This is a genomic window from Pseudomonas sp. PDNC002 (assembly GCF_016919445.1).
Taxonomy (GTDB): Bacteria; Pseudomonadota; Gammaproteobacteria; order Pseudomonadales; family Pseudomonadaceae; genus Pseudomonas.
This window is the reverse complement of sequence record NZ_CP070356.1, coordinates 5,529,659-5,544,092: the sequence shown is the minus strand read 5'-3', so window position 1 is coordinate 5,544,092 and position 14,434 is coordinate 5,529,659. Positions and strand designations below refer to the sequence as shown.

At 67.7% G+C, this 14,434-nt stretch carries 13 protein-coding genes; 4 read left to right on the top strand and 9 right to left on the bottom strand.

Annotated features, from left to right (window positions below):
* Window positions 1-191: 191 nt before the first annotated feature.
* Genes JVX91_RS24965 through glcD form a run of 4 tightly spaced genes read right to left on the bottom strand, consistent with a single transcriptional unit; the run spans window position 192 to window position 4,379 of the window.
* Window positions 192-590: a heme-binding protein gene (locus JVX91_RS24965; RefSeq protein WP_024764357.1), complete on the bottom strand. Its 399-nt coding sequence runs from the start codon at window positions 588-590 to the stop codon at window positions 192-194.
* The gene (glcF, locus tag JVX91_RS24960; protein WP_205336747.1) at window positions 569-1,840 is read right to left on the bottom strand and encodes a glycolate oxidase subunit GlcF; all 1,272 of its coding nucleotides are present in this window, start codon (window positions 1,838-1,840) and stop codon (window positions 569-571) included. The genes JVX91_RS24965 and glcF overlap by 22 nt, the downstream gene beginning before the upstream one ends.
* Complete coding sequence (gene glcE, locus JVX91_RS24955) at window positions 1,840-2,880, bottom strand: glycolate oxidase subunit GlcE (RefSeq protein WP_205336746.1); 1,041 nt, start codon at window positions 2,878-2,880, stop codon at window positions 1,840-1,842. The genes glcF and glcE overlap by 1 nt, the downstream gene beginning before the upstream one ends.
* Window positions 2,880-4,379 carry a glycolate oxidase subunit GlcD gene (gene glcD / locus JVX91_RS24950; RefSeq protein WP_205336745.1) on the bottom strand — a complete coding sequence of 500 codons (1,500 nt, stop codon included), beginning with the start codon at window positions 4,377-4,379 and terminating at the stop codon, window positions 2,880-2,882. The genes glcE and glcD overlap by 1 nt, the downstream gene beginning before the upstream one ends.
* 228 nt (window positions 4,380-4,607) lie before the next feature.
* On the opposite strand from glcD, the gene glcC reads away from it, so the two are divergent.
* Window positions 4,608-5,378, top strand: a complete 771-nt coding sequence (gene glcC / locus JVX91_RS24945) for a transcriptional regulator GlcC (RefSeq protein ID WP_169940719.1) — start codon at window positions 4,608-4,610, stop codon at window positions 5,376-5,378.
* Between the two features lie 306 nt (window positions 5,379-5,684).
* On the opposite strand, the gene JVX91_RS24940 is transcribed toward glcC, so the two are convergent.
* The gene (locus tag JVX91_RS24940; RefSeq protein WP_240201663.1) at window positions 5,685-6,173 is read right to left on the bottom strand and encodes a MerR family transcriptional regulator; all 489 of its coding nucleotides are present in this window, start codon (window positions 6,171-6,173) and stop codon (window positions 5,685-5,687) included.
* Window positions 6,174-6,252: 79 nt separating this feature from the next.
* On the opposite strand from JVX91_RS24940, the gene JVX91_RS24935 reads away from it, so the two are divergent.
* Window positions 6,253-7,485, top strand: a complete 1,233-nt coding sequence (locus tag JVX91_RS24935; protein WP_205336744.1) for an NADH:flavin oxidoreductase/NADH oxidase family protein — start codon at window positions 6,253-6,255, stop codon at window positions 7,483-7,485.
* Window positions 7,486-8,092: 607 nt separating this feature from the next.
* Here JVX91_RS24935 and JVX91_RS24930 read toward each other — a convergent pair.
* Window positions 8,093-8,818, bottom strand: coding sequence for an SDR family oxidoreductase (locus JVX91_RS24930; protein ID WP_205336743.1), 726 nt, complete (start codon window positions 8,816-8,818; stop codon window positions 8,093-8,095).
* 112 nt (window positions 8,819-8,930) lie between these two features.
* Between JVX91_RS24930 and JVX91_RS24925 the strand changes: the two genes are divergently transcribed.
* Entirely contained in the window at window positions 8,931-9,725 is a 795-nt protein-coding gene (locus JVX91_RS24925) for a LysR family transcriptional regulator (RefSeq protein ID WP_205336742.1), read from the top strand.
* 1 nt (window position 9,726) lies between these two features.
* Here the strand turns inward: JVX91_RS24925 and JVX91_RS24920 are convergent, their stop codons facing one another.
* Window positions 9,727-10,857 (bottom strand): MFS transporter, encoded by a 1,131-nt coding sequence (locus tag JVX91_RS24920; RefSeq protein ID WP_205340098.1) that lies wholly within the window; start codon window positions 10,855-10,857, stop codon window positions 9,727-9,729.
* A 154-nt stretch (window positions 10,858-11,011) separates the two neighbouring features.
* On the opposite strand from JVX91_RS24920, the gene JVX91_RS24915 reads away from it, so the two are divergent.
* Window positions 11,012-11,566, top strand: coding sequence for a TetR/AcrR family transcriptional regulator (locus JVX91_RS24915; protein WP_169940707.1), 555 nt, complete (start codon window positions 11,012-11,014; stop codon window positions 11,564-11,566).
* A 242-nt stretch (window positions 11,567-11,808) separates the two neighbouring features.
* Here JVX91_RS24915 and JVX91_RS24910 read toward each other — a convergent pair whose 3' ends face one another.
* Complete coding sequence (locus JVX91_RS24910) at window positions 11,809-13,047, bottom strand: NAD(P)/FAD-dependent oxidoreductase (RefSeq protein ID WP_205336741.1); 1,239 nt, start codon at window positions 13,045-13,047, stop codon at window positions 11,809-11,811.
* Window positions 13,048-13,347: 300 nt separating this feature from the next.
* Entirely contained in the window at window positions 13,348-14,418 is a 1,071-nt protein-coding gene (locus tag JVX91_RS24905) for an AbrB family transcriptional regulator (RefSeq protein ID WP_205336740.1), read from the bottom strand.
* Window positions 14,419-14,434: the final 16 nt, after the last annotated feature.

Sequence of the window (14,434 nt, the reverse complement as noted above, 5' to 3'; positions counted from 1 at the left end):
CGGTGGTGCGTTGGACGGCGGCCGGCGATGCGCCGGCGCCCATGGAAAAAGCCCCGGCACGCTGCGCGTAACGGGGCTTTTGAACAACGATGCGGGCAAGCTTTCGCGGGCGTCGCCGCCGGCTCGCTCGAAGCCGACGGCGACCGCAACCCGGCCGCTGGGCACCTGCTGCCGGAGCCGCGTCGGCGACTTCACAGCGCCGCCACGCCTGCGCTGGCGACTTGCGCGTCCTCCCCGGCTTTCACCCCGGAGACGCCGACCGCGCCGATCACCTGGCCTTCGACGACAACCGGCACGCCGCCTTCCAGCGAAGTGATCAGCGGCGCACTGACGAAGGCCACGCGGCCGTTGTTGACCATGTCCTCGTAGCCCTTGGTTTCGCGCCGGCCCAGCGCCGCGCTGCGGGCCTTTTCGGTGGCGATGTAGGCACTGGCCGGGGCGCAGCCGTCGAGGCGTTCCAGGGCCAGCGGGTGGCCGCCGTCGTCCACTACCACGATGGACACCGCCCAGTGATTGCGCTGCGCCTCATCGCGGGCGGCGGCGAGAATGCGGCCGACCTCCTGCTGGGTCAGAACGGCTTTGTTGAGCATGCTTGCACCTCGTGAGAGTGGGGTTGCGGCGCGTCGGCCAGCGCCTCCTCCACCAGTTCGATCCAGTGCCGAACCGGCGTGCGTCCCGCGCCACCCAGGTGTGTCTGACAGCCGATATTGGCGGTGACGATGACCTCGGGGTTGCCGCTTTCCAGTGCCTGCATCCGGTTGTCGCGCAGCCGCCTGGACAGCGTCGGCTGGGTCAGCGAATATGTGCCGGCGGAGCCGCAGCACAGGTGGCTGTCCGGCACGCCGGTAAGGCTGAAGCCCAGGCGCGTGAGCACGCTTTCCACCACACCACCAAGCTTCAGCGCGTGCTGCAGTGTGCAGGGGCAGTGGAAGGCCAGGCGGCGATCGCCCTGCAGGTGGAGTTCTTCCAGCGGCTCGTCGCGCAGCACTTCGGAGAGGTCGCGGGACAGGTCGCTGATCCGTCTTGCCTTTGCGGCGTAGGCGGTGTCGCGCTCCAGCAGATGGCCGTAATCGCGGACGAAAGCACCACAGCCGCTGGCGGTCTGTACGATGGCCTCGGCGCCGGCTTCGATGGACGGCCACCAGGCGTCGATGTTGCGCCGGGCGCGGTCCAGCCCGTCCTCCTGGGCGTTCAGGTGATAGTCAACGGCGCCGCAGCAACCGGCGTCCGCCGCCGGGATCACGCTGATGCCCAGGCGATCCAGCACCCGCGCTGCAGCGGCATTGGTATTGGGGGAAAGTGCCGGTTGCACGCAACCTTCGAGCATCAGCATGCGTCGGGAGTGGCGTGGTTTCGGGCGCTCCACGGGCGGATGCGGATGGCGCGGCAGCTTGCTTTGCAGGCTTTCCGGCAGCAGCGGGTAGAAGGTCCGCCCGGCCTTGGCCAGTGCGCCGAACAACGCGGCATTCGGCACCACAGCGCGCAGGCTGCGACGCATGGCGCGCTCGCCGAAGGTTCGCGGCACCTGCTCCTCGACCACCGCGCGGCCGATATCCAGCAGGTTGTGGTAGTCCACCCCGGAAGGGCAGGTGCTTTCGCAATTGCGGCAGCTCAGGCAGCGGTCCAGGTGCTCGCGGGTGCTGGCGCTGGGCTCGTGGCCTTCGAGCACCTGCTTGATCAGGTAGATGCGCCCGCGCGGGCCGTCCAGTTCGTCGCCCAGCAACTGGTAGGTCGGGCAGGTGGCGGTGCAGAAGCCGCAGTGCACGCAGGAGCGCAGGATGCGCTCGGCTTCCTCGGCGCGCGGCAGGTGCCTGGCCTGTTCGCTCAGGTTGGTTTGCATCAGAGCTCCCTGTACATCCGGCCGGGGTTGAAGATGCCTTGCGGGTCCAGCTGTTGCTTGAGGCTGCGGTGATAGCGCAGCAGGGCGGCGGGCAGCGGGTGGAACGCATCGTCGCCCGGCGCGTAGCGAGTGGCGTGGCCGCCGAACTCGGCGACGCTGTGGCGGATCAGCTCGGCGTCCGCATCGGACTTCAGCCAGCGTTGCGCGCCGCCCCAGTCGATCAGTTGTTCACCCGGCAGGGCAATCGCCGGGGTCGCATTGGGCAGTGACAGCCGCCAGAGCGTGCCGGGGCCGGTGAAGAAGCCGAGGCGCTGCTCGCGCAAGTCCTGCCAGTAGGTACTGCCGATCTCCTCGCCACCCAGGCGCAGGCGTGCGGAACACACGGAGCCTTCGCCGCCCTCCAGGCGTAAATACAGCGCCGTTCCGTCGTAGCAGGCGGCAGTGATCGGGATCGGTTGCGCGCCCCATTCCGCCAGCTCTCCCAGCGCCTGGTGAACGTCCATTTGCAGGCGCAGGCTGGCGCACATCCGGGGTTTGGGCAGCACCTTCATCGACACTTCGGTGATCAGCCCCAGGCAGCCGAAACTGCCGGCGAGCAAGCGGGAGAGGTCATAGCCGGCGACGTTCTTCATCACTTCGCCGCCAAAGCGCAGCAGCTTGCCGTGGCCGGTGATCACCCGTGTGCCCAGCACGTAGTCGCGCACCGAGCCGGACCAGGGCCGGCGCGGGCCGGAGAGCCCGGCCGCGACCATGCCGCCGAAGGTCGCTGTGGAATAGTCTGGTGGCTCGCAGGGCAGCATCTGCCCGGCGGTCTCCAGCGCCGCTTCGATCTCCGCCAGCGGCGTGCCGGCGTGGGCGGTGAGCACCAGCTCGGTCGGGTCGTAGCTGACGATGCCGCAATGGGCGCGGGTATCCAGTTCCACCCCATTCACCGGACGGCCGAGGAAGGCCTTGCTGTCGCCGCCGCGAATGCGCAGCGGCGTTCGAGCGTGGAGCGCTTGGTTCACCTGTTCGAGCAGGTCGGCGCTGGCATCGGCCATCAGAAACGCTCCAGGTCGGGGAAGGGCAGCTGGCCGTGGTGCACGTGCATGGCGCCGAATTCGGCGCAGCGGTGCAGGGTCGGGATGTTCTTGCCGGGGTTGAGCAGGCGGTTCGGGTCGAAGGCCGCTTTCACCGCATGGAACAGGGTCAGTTCGTCGCTGTTGAACTGCGCACACATCTGGTTGATCTTCTCGCGCCCCACGCCGTGCTCGCCGGTGATGCTGCCGCCCACCGCCACGCAGAGTTCGAGGATCTTGCCGCCGATGGCCTCGGCGCGCTCCAGCTCGCCGGGCACGTTGGCGTCGAAGAGGATCAGCGGGTGCATGTTGCCGTCGCCGGCATGGAATACGTTGGCCACTCGCAGGCCGAATTCCTTCGACAACTCGGCGATGCCATGCAGCACGCGCGGCAACTCGCGGCGCGGGATGGTGCCGTCCATGCAGTAGTAGTCCGGGGAGATGCGCCCCACCGCCGGAAAGGCGTTCTTGCGCCCGGCCCAGAAGCGCACGCGCTCGGCCTCGTCGCAGGCCAGCCGCACATCGGTGGCGCCGGCCGCGCGCAGCACGCCGTCGACGCGCTGGCAGTCGTCCTGCACATCGGCTTCCACGCCGTCCAGTTCGCACAGCAGGATGGCCGCGGCGTCCACCGGGTAGCCGGCGTGGATGAAGTCTTCGGCGGCGCGGATCGACAGGTTGTCCATCATCTCCAGTCCGCCGGGGATGATGCCGGCGGCGATGATATCGGCCACCGCGCGGCCGGCCTTTTCCACCGAATCGAAACTGGCCAGCAGCACCCGCGCGACCTGCGGCCGGGGCAGCAGCTTGACGGTGACTTCGGTGACAATGCCGAGCATGCCTTCGGAGCCGGTGAACAGCGCGAGCAGGTCGAAGCCGGGGCTGTCGAGGGCGTCGCTGCCCAGCGTCAGGTGCTCGCCCTCGACGGTGAGGATGTCGACCTTCAGCAGGTTGTGCACGGTCAGGCCGTATTTGAGGCAATGCACGCCGCCGGCGTTCTCGGCGACGTTGCCGCCGATAGAGCAGGCGATCTGCGACGACGGATCGGGCGCGTAGTAAAGCCCGTGCGGCGCGGCGGCCTGGGAGATCGCCAGGTTGCGCACACCGGGCTGCACGCGGGCGAAGCGGCCGGCGGTGTTCACTTCGAGGATGCGGTTGAAGCGCGCCATCACCAGCAGGATGCCTTTCTCCAGCGGCAGCGCGCCGCCGGACAGGCCTGTGCCCGCGCCGCGCGCCACCACCGGCACCTGGCGCGCATGGCAGAGCTTGAGCAGCGCCTGCACCTGCTCGATACGCTCGGGCAGCGCCACCAGCATCGGCACGGTCCGGTAGGCGGAGAGACCGTCGCACTCGTAGGGCTTCAAGTCTTCGGCGCGGTGCAGCAGTTCGAGGTCGGGCAGTGTCGCGCGCAGCTCGGCCAGCAGGGCGGACTTGTCGACGGCAGGCAGCGCGCCGTCGACGCGCTCGTCGTAGAGGATATTCATGGGCCACGGTGCTCTGATCTTGTTATTGGACGAGCCCGTCAGGCGGGCTTCATGAGCCACAGCGCCGTGAACATGCGGCCGCCGCTTCGCGGGCGTCCATCGGCTTTCGCACTGGTCCGACCAGTTGTTGCGTGCCGCTGCGCTGGAAAGGCCCGGCCGTGGCGGCTAGGGTTGTTGGGCACGAGGCAGGTGGATACCTGCTGGTCCTACCAGTTGTGGAGCCGTTCGATGACCAGCATCCAGCAGGGCAAGCAGCGCGTCGCCGACCAGGTGGCGGAAAAGATCGAGCGCCTGATCGTCGACGGCGTACTCAAGGTCGGCCAGGCGTTGCCGTCGGAACGGCGCCTGGTGGAGAAGCTCGGCTGCTCGCGCTCGGCGTTGCGTGAAGGGCTGCGCGCGTTGCGCGGACGCGGCATCGTCGATACCGAGCAGGGGCGGGGATCGTTCGTTGCCGACCTGACCGGCGCCGACGACGTCTCGCCGCTGATGCACCTGTTCCGCTCGCAGCCGCGCACGCTCTACGACCTGCTGGAAGTGCGCGCGCTGCTGGAGGGGGAGTCCGCCCGGCTGGCCGCCTTGCGCGCCACGGAGGTCGACCTGCTGCTGATCGGCCGGCGCTTCGAGGAGATGCATGCGGCTTTCGACGAGCCGCAACCGCTGGACCCACGCGAACACGCCCGGCGCGACCACGCCTTCCACCAGGCGATCAGCGAGGCCTCGCACAACCCGGTGCTGGTGCATACGCTGCAGTCGCTCAACGAGCTGATGCTCAGCACCGTGTTCGCCTCGGTGAACAACCTCTACAACCGCCCGCCGCAGAAGCGCCAGATCGATCGCCAGCATGCGCGTCTGTACCGCGCCATCGTCGAGCGCCAGCCGGAACAGGCCCAGCGCGCCGCCCGCGAGCATATCCACGGCGTGCGCGACAACCTGCGGGAGATCGAGCAGGAAGAGCAGCGGCTGGTGCGGGCGACCTTGCGACTCGAGGGTTGGAAATAGCGTAGGAGCGGACTCTGTCCGCGATATGTTGCCGTCAGGCTCGGAGCGGCCAGGAATCGATCGCGGACAAAGTCCGCTCCTACCTGATTGTCCAGCGTGCGGTATCGGCCCTCACCCTAACCCTCTCCCGAAGGGAGAGGGGACTCGTCGGTGCAGGGTGGAACCATGGCGTCAGTCGGCACGATCTGCCCCCTCTTTGGGAGAGGGCTGGGGGGAGGGAAATTCAGTGGCACAGAGTGACCGAAGAAGACAGTTGCTCCTACAGGTGAGTCGGGCGGGTAACCTGTTCCAGGCACCCTACGGTTCTCAGGATTGTGCTGGCTCCTGACGCTTCGCTGCCGAGGTGGGTTTTACTCGTGAGGTAGATTTGGACGATTCACTGCGCGCCTTGCGCTCGCGTATCTCCGCCAGCATGCGTTCGGCATTCGCCGCGCAACCCATGCCCTCGGGCTTGTTCTCGATACCCTCGATCACTTCCAGCAGGCGTAAACGGTTCTGCCGCAGTTGCCGCTCCATCGCTTCGATCTCGGCAACCTTGCGGCGCAGGCCGGCGACCAGTTCGCCGTGGCCGTTCTCGATGGGGTTGGAGTGCGGCAGCAGGCTGCGGATTTCCTCCAGGGTGAAACCGGTCTGCTGGGCGCTGCGGATGATTTCCAGCAGGTCGAGGGTTTCTGCCGGGTACTCGCGGTAGCCGTTGGCCAGGCGGCGGGCCGGGGCGATCAGCCCACTGGCTTCGTAGAAGCGGATGCGCGAGGGGGCGAGGCCGCTGAGGCTGGCCAGTTCACCGATTTTCATGCTGGGCTCCGAAAGGGGCTTGACCTTGAAGTGAACTTTAAACTTAGCCTTGCTCGCACCACAACCTCGGAGCCTTGCCATGTCGCCCTTCCAGCCCCTGCGCCTGCCCAACGGCGGCGAAGTCCCCAACCGTATCGCCAAGGCCGCCATGGAAGAGAACATGGCCGACGCCGACCAGGCGCCTTCGGCCGCGCTGCTGCGCCTTTACCAGGCCTGGGCGGACGGCGGCGTCGGCCTGATCCTCAGCGGTAACGTGATGATCGACGGCCGCGCCATGACCGGCCCCGGCGGCGTGGTGCTGGAAAACGACCGGCATCTTGAGCGCTTCCGCGAATGGGCGAGCATCGGCCGTTCCCGCGGTGCGCAGTTCTGGCTGCAGCTCAACCATCCCGGTCGCCAGGTGCAGACCAACCTCGGCCAGGGCGCCATCGCGCCGTCGGTGGTGCCGCTGGAGATGGGCAAGTTCTCCAAGCTGTTCGCCGTCGCCCGCGAGATGACCGAGGCCGATATCGCCGAGGTGATCCGGCGCTTCGTCCGCGCTGCGCAGTTGTCCGAACAGGCCGGCTTTAGCGGCGTGCAGATCCACGCGGCGCACGGTTATCTGCTCAGCCAGTTCCTCTCGCCGCTGGCGAACAAGCGCCAGGACCGCTGGGGCGGTTCGCTGGAAAACCGTGCGCGGTTGTTGCTGGAAGTCGTCCGTGCAGTGCGCGCCGAGGTGTCGCCGGAGTTCTGTGTCGGGGTGAAGATCAACTCCGCCGACTTCCAGCGCGGCGGCTTCGATGCCAGCGATGCGCGCCAGGTGATCGAGTGGCTGAACGACGAGAAGGTCGACCTGGTTGAGCTTTCCGGTGGCAGCTACGAGGCGCCGGCCATGCAGGGCGATGCCCGCGATGGGCGGACCCTGGCGCGGGAAGCCTACTTCCTCGAATTCGCCCGTGAGATGCGCGAGGCGGCGCGCATGCCGCTGATGGTCACTGGCGGAATCCGCCGTCTGCCGGTGGCGGAGCAGGTACTGGACAGCGGGCTGGACATGGTCGGCATCGGCACCGCCTTGGCGCTGGAGCCGCAGTTGGTGCTGCACTGGCAGCGTGGCAGCCAGACCCAGCCGCAGCTGCCGCCGATCCGCTGGCGCTCCAAGCCACTGGCGGCGCTGGCCTACATGGCGCTGGTCAAGCTGCAACTGCACCGCATCGGCGCCCGCCGCGCGCCTAACCCGCAGGCTTCGCCGTGGCGCACGCTGGTGATGGAGCAGTGGCGCACGCTGCGCCGGGCCAAGCAGTACCGCCGCTGGGCGGCTAGGCAGGCGGGGTGATGCAGGTGTGGTAGAAGCCGTCTTCCCAGGGAGTTATGTGCCTACGCTTCCCCCTCACCCCATCCCTCTCCCTCAGGGAGAGGGAGCCGTCAGTACCGGCTGATGCTGCGGTTTCATCCTGCGCCGAACAGCCCCCTCTCCCTCAGGGAGGGGGAGCCGTCAGTACCTGCCGACACTGCGGTTTCATCCTGCGCCGAACGGTCTCTTCCCCTCAGGGAGGGGGAGCCGTCAGTACCTGCCGACACTGCGGTTTCATCCTGCGCCGAACGGTCTCTTCCCCTTCCGGGAGAGGGGGCCGTCAGTACCGGCTGATGCTGTGGTTTCATCCTGCGCCGAACGGTCTCTTCCCCTTCCGGGAGAGGGGGCCGTCAGTATTGGCTGACGCTGTGGTTTCATCCTGCGCCGAACGGTCTCTTCTCTCTCCGGGAGAGGGAGCGGTCAGTACCGGCTGATGCTGCGGTTTCATCCTGCGCCGAACGGTCTCTTCCCCCTCCGGGAGGGGGGCCGTCAGTATTGGCTGACGCTGTGGTTTCATCCTGCGCCGAACGGTCCCCTCTCCCTCCGGGAGAGGGTTAGGGTGAGGGGCTCTTGATCGTGATGACGGGGATCAAGCCTGCTGCCGAGTCGCCGCCAGCACGATCTCGCGGATGCACACGCCCTGCGGCTGGTTGTAGGCGTAGCCGATGGCGTTGGCCACGTCCTCGGCGCTGAGCACCTTACCGCCCATCTCGCGTTTCCAGTCCTGATAGCCGCTCTTGATCGCCTCGTCGGTGGTGTGGCTGAGCAGTTCGGTTTCCACCGCGCCGGGGGCGATGGTCACCACGCGGACGTTGTGCGCCGCGACTTCCTCGCGCAGGTTCTCGGAGATCGCATGCACGGCGAACTTGGTGCCCACATAGGCGACATGGTTGGGAAAGGTCTTGCGCCCGGCCACCGAGCTGACATTGATCACGGTGCCCTGGTTGCGTTCGACCATGCCCTTGAGCACGGCGTGCACGCCATTGAGCAGGCCTTTCACGTTGACGTCGAGCATGCGTTCCCACTCGGCCGGGTCCTGCTCGACCATGTTGCCCAGCAGCATCACACCGGCGTTGTTCACCAGCGCGTCAGCCGGGCCGAAACGTTTCTCGGCTTCCTCGACGGCGGCCAGCAGGGCTTCGCGGTCAGTCACATCGACGGCACGGCACAGCGCGTTCGGCAGCTTGAGGGCCTCCAAGCGCTCGATGCGCCGGGCGAGCAGCAGTAGCGGGTGGCCCTGCTGGGAAAAGAGGCGGGCGGTGGCTTCGCCGATGCCGGAACTGGCGCCGGTGACGATGATCAGGGGCTTGCTCATGGTGGTTCTCCTGCAATCGAAAATCTGGATACCTGGACGATGCAGTGAAGTATATTTAGCGCTTACCTGCCTGAAAAATGGCTTATTCCTGTGCCTGGTATCGGGAATTCCTATGGATATTCGACAGCTCGCCGCCTTCGTCGCGGTCTTCGAAGAGCGCAACATCACCGCTGCCGCGCAGCGCCTGTTCGTCAGCCAACCCACGCTGTCCGCCACCGTGCGCCAGTTGGAGGAGAGCCTGGGCACCGAGCTGTTCGTGCGCCAACCGCGCGGCGTGGATGTCAGCGAAGCGGCGCGCACCCTGTACCCGCGAGCCCGTGCCCTGCTGGCCGAGGCGGAGGGTTTGCGCAAGCTGTTCCGCCAGTCGTCGGAGCGGCGGCCGCTGCATCTGGGCGTGGAAGGGGACATCAGTGCCGAGCAGATCGAGCGCTTCGTCGGCCTGGCCCGGCAGGCGATCCCGAATTTGCAGCTGCACCTGGAGGAAGGCTGTGTAGGGGAGGCGCGGCTGGCGGCGGAGGAGTTCTGTTGCGAGGACGAACTGTTCGTTCCGGTGTGGGACGATCCCTACGTATTGGCGCTGCCGCCCGGCGCCGAGAGTGCGCCAGTCGACGCGTGGATCACCTGTCCGTCGCACCCGTCGCACCAGCGTTTGATGACTGCCTACGGCAGCGCACCGGTGGTCGCGCAGGCCAGCACCCTGAATCTTGCCCTGCGGCTGGTCAGTGCCGGCCTGGGCGCGGCGATCCTTCCCGCCTCGTTGCTGGGCGGCGCCCCGGCCGTGCGCAGCGGAACCTTGAACCTGCCGCTACCCGTGCGCCGCATCGGCCTTTGCCACGCCGCCCAGGCGCTGGAGCAGCCGGCGGTGCGCGCGCTCTACGACTTCCTGCGCGCCCGCGAGGCGGCCTGATTCAGGCCGGCGCCTTCTGCGCGGCGGGCGCGCGCAAGGACAGCAGCAGGACCAGCGATGCCGCGAGAATCTGCAGGCTGGCGTAGCCATTGGTGGTGGCGACCAGGCCATAACGCTGGATTGCCAGCCCGGCGAGGATCGCCGGCACGCTGAAGGCCAGGTAGCTGAGCACGTAGAAACTCGCCATCAGCGCACCGCGCTCGTGGGCGTGGGCCAGTGGCACCACCGAGCGCAATGCGCCGAGGAAGGCGCCGCCAAAGCCAAGGCCTGCCACCGCAGTGCCGAGGAAGAACAGCCAGAGGTTGGAGGAGTCCACGCCGAGCAGGGTGATCAGCAGGCCGATGATCAGGGCCAGTCCGCCGCGGCGCAGGATGACCGCTGCCGGCCGGTTGCGCAGCGCGAAGATCGCCACGGCGCCGCAGAAGCACAACAGCGACACCAGCCCACCGCCGATCATCGGCACCTGCAGACCGGTCACCTGGCGCGCCAGGGTCGGGCCCAGCGACAGGTAGAAACCGCCCAGCGCCCAGAGGCTGGCGTTCAGCGGCGCCACGCTCCAGAACGCGCGGCGCGCCTGCGGGGGGATACGGATGCGCGGCTTCAGCGAGGCCAGCGCGCCGGGCTGCTTGCTGACGCTTTCCGGCAGCCAGCGCAACAGCACCAGGGCCAGCGCGAACACCGCCAGCAACCAGACATAGACGCGGTGCAGCGGGTCGCCGCCGAACTGCACCAGTGCGCTGCTGCCCAGTGCGCCCAGCGCCATGCCGAGCATGGGCGCGACGCTGTTGATCAACGGGCCGCGCTCGCGGTCGATGTCGAGCATGGCGGCGCCCAGTACAGCGGTCGCGATGCCGGTGGCGAAGCCTTGCAGCAGGCGAGCGGCGATCAGCAGTTCCACCGAGTTGGCGTAGAGGAACACGCTCATCGCCAGCAACTCGATGATCAGCGCCGTGCGGATCAGCGGGCGGCGGCCGAGATAGTCCGACAGCGAGCCGAACACCAGCAGCGCCAGCATCAGCCCGCCGGCGTAGATGCTGAACGCCAGCGTCAGCAGGGCGGGGGAGAACTGCCAGGACTCGCGGTACAGCGCATAGAGCGGCGTGGGCGCGGCAGCGGCGGCGAGGAAGGCCATGAGGGTCGCGGTCAGCAGCAGGGCCGGGGAAAAGCCGGGCGCGCTTTTGGGTAAGGTCTGTGCCATGATTCAGCTCGCAAAGGCTAAGATTTTGCTTTTGCGAGATGCTGGACCCGTTTTCGGATAAAAGCAAATTCTTTGCGTTAAGGTGCTTATGGCAATCAATCAGGGTGTTCGTCCGGGCGGCCGCAGCGCGCGGGTGCAGGCGTCGGTGCACAAGGCTGTCCAGGAATTGCTGGAAGAGCGCGACCGCGCGGAACTGACCGTGCCGCTGATCGCCGCGCGCGCCGGCGTCACGCCCTCGACCATCTACCGGCGCTGGGGCGACCTCAGCGAGCTGCTGGGCGACGTCGCCCTGGAGCGCATCCGCCCGGATGCCGAGCCGGCGGACACCGGCAGCCTGCGCGGCGACCTGCTGGCGTGGGGCGAGCAGTACATGGAGGAAACCGCCTCGGTGCCCGGCCGTGCGGTAGTGCTCGATCTGCTGGCGGCTGGCGGCGGCTGCTCCGGGCGCTGCATGGCGATTGCCTGCGGCCAGTTCGACATCATCCTGCTGCGTGCCAAGGGGCGCGGCGAGAAGTTGCCGGAGGTCGACCGCATCGTCGACCGGCTGATGGCGCCGCTGGTGTATCGCATCCTGTTTTCCGGCGAGGAGCTGGATACGGGTTATGTCGAGCGGTTGGTCGATCTGACGCTTGAGGGGTTGTAACGGGCTCGTTGTCGTAGGAGCAACCGTGTTTTCCCAGGAGTCCCTACCGCTGAATCTCTCTCATCCCAGCCCTTTTCCTCAGAGGGGCAGTCCGAGCCGACTGACGCGAAACTCTCATCCTGCACCGAACGATCCCCTCTCCCGCTTGCGGGAAAGAGTCAGGGTGAGGGGCTCTTGATCGCGTAGGAACGGACTCCGTCCGCGATCGACTTCCCGCCATGCCAAGGGCGAGCAATCCGTCCCTACAGAGCGTTGCTGCGCACCGCGTCGCTCCAGGCCTGCAGGGCCAAACAAGCGGAAGTCGCAATCTCGTCGTCACTGCGGCCGGCAAACAGCCGCTGCAACGCATCCGCCGCAATCAACCCCGCGACCGTCGGCGTGCCTACCGCGTCGGTGAGATCGAGCCACTCGCCGAAGCTGGCTGGCGTGTCGTACCAGCGCAGATAACCCGACGGCGACACCGGCCACCAGCGTTCCTCGAATTGCAGCACGACCTTCTCCAGCCGACCCATGCCCAGGTGCTCCAGCGCATCCTGCTGCGCTGGCGGCAAAGGCGGATTGAAGTGGATATCGCGCAGCACGCCGATGGGCACGGTACAGATGCAGAAGTCCCAGCTTTCGTCGCCTGCCCGCACTTTTGCGCCCGACCAGTCGATGTCTGCCACTGGCCGGTTCAGGCGGATATCCAGCCCTTGGGCGAGGTGCGCGACAAGCTGTGAATAGCCTTGCGGCAGGAAGCGGTCGCCGGCACCGACGCCTTCTTCGTCCAGCGCATCCACCGACAATGATTCCAGGGGCAGGCAGGCTTCCAGGACCAGGTTGGCGTCCAGGGCGAAGCGGGTGGCGCGACGGGTTTCTTCGTCGCGATCCTGCAGATAGCGCGCGACGCCTTCCGCCAGCGGCAGCTGGCGGTCGATCCCGGCGCGCAGGGCTTCCCAGGCGGCATCGATGTCCGGCACCGGGCCGTCGGCCGCAGCGGCCAGGGGGTGGCTGAAGTCGGTTGCCTGCAACGGCAGGCCCAGTTGCTGTGCGTGCGCGGCGAGTGCGTTGTCGTCGAACTGCTGCAACCAGGCGGCGCCTTCGTCTGCCTTTATCGAACCGAGCGAAATACTGTGCACGCGGCCGCCGAGACGATCACGGGCTTCCAGCACCACGCACTCGATAGCGGCCTCCCGCAGGCGGCGTGCTGCAGCCAGTCCGGCGAAGCCCGCGCCGATCACCAGTACCCGGCGGGCGCCGCTTTCGAAGGCCGCTTCGGCGGCGCGCAGGCCATCGTCCCAGGCGCCGTGGGTCATGGCGGGGGCAACGGGATTGCAGGCTTCGCCGGCCAGCACCAGCTTGCCGCCCAGGACCTCACCCAGCCGGCGCCGATGCTCCGGCGTGCCGCCGGGTAGCAGGGTGCTGTAGGCGCCGTGGCTGAACGGGTCGTCGCTCCAGTGGGTGACGTGAAAGCGGATGGGGCGGTGGCGAAGGCTATCCATGGCGGGCTCGCTCGGTGAAAGAGCGACGACCTTAGCGGGGGTGGGTTCGTCGGCACAAGGTCACGGGTGGGCGCATTGTGTAGGAGCGAGCAAGCTCGCTCCTACAAAATCAAGAGCCCCCTCACCCTAACCCTCTCCCAGGGGGAGAGGGGATCGTTCGGTGCAGGATGAAACTTCGGCGTCAGCCGGCACGGACGGCTCCCTCTCCCTCCGGGAGAGGGCTGGGGTGAGGGGAATTCAGTGGCACAAATTGACCGAAGAAGACAGTTGCTCCCACAGGCCCCAGCCCCAGCCCCAGGCTCAGGCGCGGCTCAGGCGAATCACCGTGCGGGCGACGGAAACGCCGGTGAACAGCACCACGAACAGCCGCAGCGTCTGCATCGCCAGGACCAGGCCGACGTCGGAATGGGTATCCACCGCGATGATCGCCATGGCATCCAGGCCGCCGGGGCTGGTGGCGAGATAGAGGGAGAGAAAATCCATCCCGGTGATCGCCGCCAGCGCCCAGGCGAACAGCGCGCAGCTGGCGATCAGCGCCAGCGCGCTGACCAGCATGGCCGGCAGGTGGCGGCCGACGTAGGCGAGGCTTTCGCGGTCGAAGCGCAGGCCGATGTAGCAGCCGATCACGCCGTAGGCGCTGGCCAGCAACCAGTGCGGCAGGGTGATGTGCAGCATGCCGGTGAGCTGAAGAACCGCTCCGACCACCAGCGGCACCAGCAGCGGACCGGCCGGCAGCTTCGCGCCGGCGGTGGCGCAGACGAAGATCAGCAGCAGGCAGTTGATCAGGTCGGGCAGGGTGGCGGTGTCGATGATCGGCGTGCTGTGCGCCACTGAACCGCCGCCCTCTATGCCGAGGAAGCGCCCGACCAGTGCACCGGCCATGACTACGCAGACCACCCGCACGTACTGCATGGTGGCGACCACGCGCGGGTCGGCGCCGTTGGCTTCGGCCATCGACACCATGGCCGCCGCGCCGCCCGGCGCGGTGCCCCAGGCGGCGGTGCTGCCGGGGATGCCGCCGAAGCGCACCATGGCATAGCTGACGGCGCCGGAGAGCAGCACGGTGAGCACGGTTGCGCTGAGCATCAATGGCCAAGAGGCGACCATCGCCTGCAGCACCGACCAGCTCATGGCGTGGGCAACCAGCAGACCGATGCAGCCCTGGCTGAGGCGGAAGGCGCTGCGCGGGAGGCGGATTTCCACGCCACCGACACCGAAGGCGATGGCCACCAGCATGGGCCCGAGGAACAGCGCGGCGGGGATGCCGAGCCAGGTGAGCAGTTGCCCGGCGCCTGCGGCCCCGAGCGCCAGGGTCAGCCATTGCAGACTGACGGGGATACGGGCGACGAAGAGGGCGGGGCGACTGGACACGGACGGCTCCGGACGG

Bases quoted from the DNA above. Each gene is read 5' to 3' on its own strand.
- JVX91_RS24965 (WP_024764357.1), bottom strand. From the start codon at position 590: ATGCTCAACAAAGCCGTTCTGACCCAGCAGGAGGTCGGCCGCATTCTC.
- JVX91_RS24930 (WP_205336743.1), bottom strand. From the start codon at position 8,818: ATGAGCAAGCCCCTGATCATCGTCACCGGCGCCAGTTCCGGCATCGGC.
- glcF (WP_205336747.1), bottom strand. From the start codon at position 1,840: ATGCAAACCAACCTGAGCGAACAGGCCAGGCACCTGCCGCGCGCCGAG.
- JVX91_RS24915 (WP_169940707.1), top strand. From the start codon at position 11,012: ATGGCAATCAATCAGGGTGTTCGTCCGGGCGGCCGCAGCGCGCGGGTG.
- glcE (WP_205336746.1), bottom strand. From the start codon at position 2,880: ATGGCCGATGCCAGCGCCGACCTGCTCGAACAGGTGAACCAAGCGCTC.
- JVX91_RS24910 (WP_205336741.1), bottom strand. From the start codon at position 13,047: ATGGATAGCCTTCGCCACCGCCCCATCCGCTTTCACGTCACCCACTGG.
- JVX91_RS24920 (WP_205340098.1), bottom strand. From the start codon at position 10,857: ATGGCCTTCCTCGCCGCCGCTGCCGCGCCCACGCCGCTCTATGCGCTG.
- JVX91_RS24935 (WP_205336744.1), top strand. From the start codon at position 6,253: ATGTCGCCCTTCCAGCCCCTGCGCCTGCCCAACGGCGGCGAAGTCCCC.
- JVX91_RS24940 (WP_240201663.1), bottom strand. From the start codon at position 6,173: ATGAAAATCGGTGAACTGGCCAGCCTCAGCGGCCTCGCCCCCTCGCGC.
- glcD (WP_205336745.1), bottom strand. From the start codon at position 4,379: ATGAATATCCTCTACGACGAGCGCGTCGACGGCGCGCTGCCTGCCGTC.
- JVX91_RS24925 (WP_205336742.1), top strand. From the start codon at position 8,931: ATGGATATTCGACAGCTCGCCGCCTTCGTCGCGGTCTTCGAAGAGCGC.
- glcC (WP_169940719.1), top strand. From the start codon at position 4,608: ATGACCAGCATCCAGCAGGGCAAGCAGCGCGTCGCCGACCAGGTGGCG.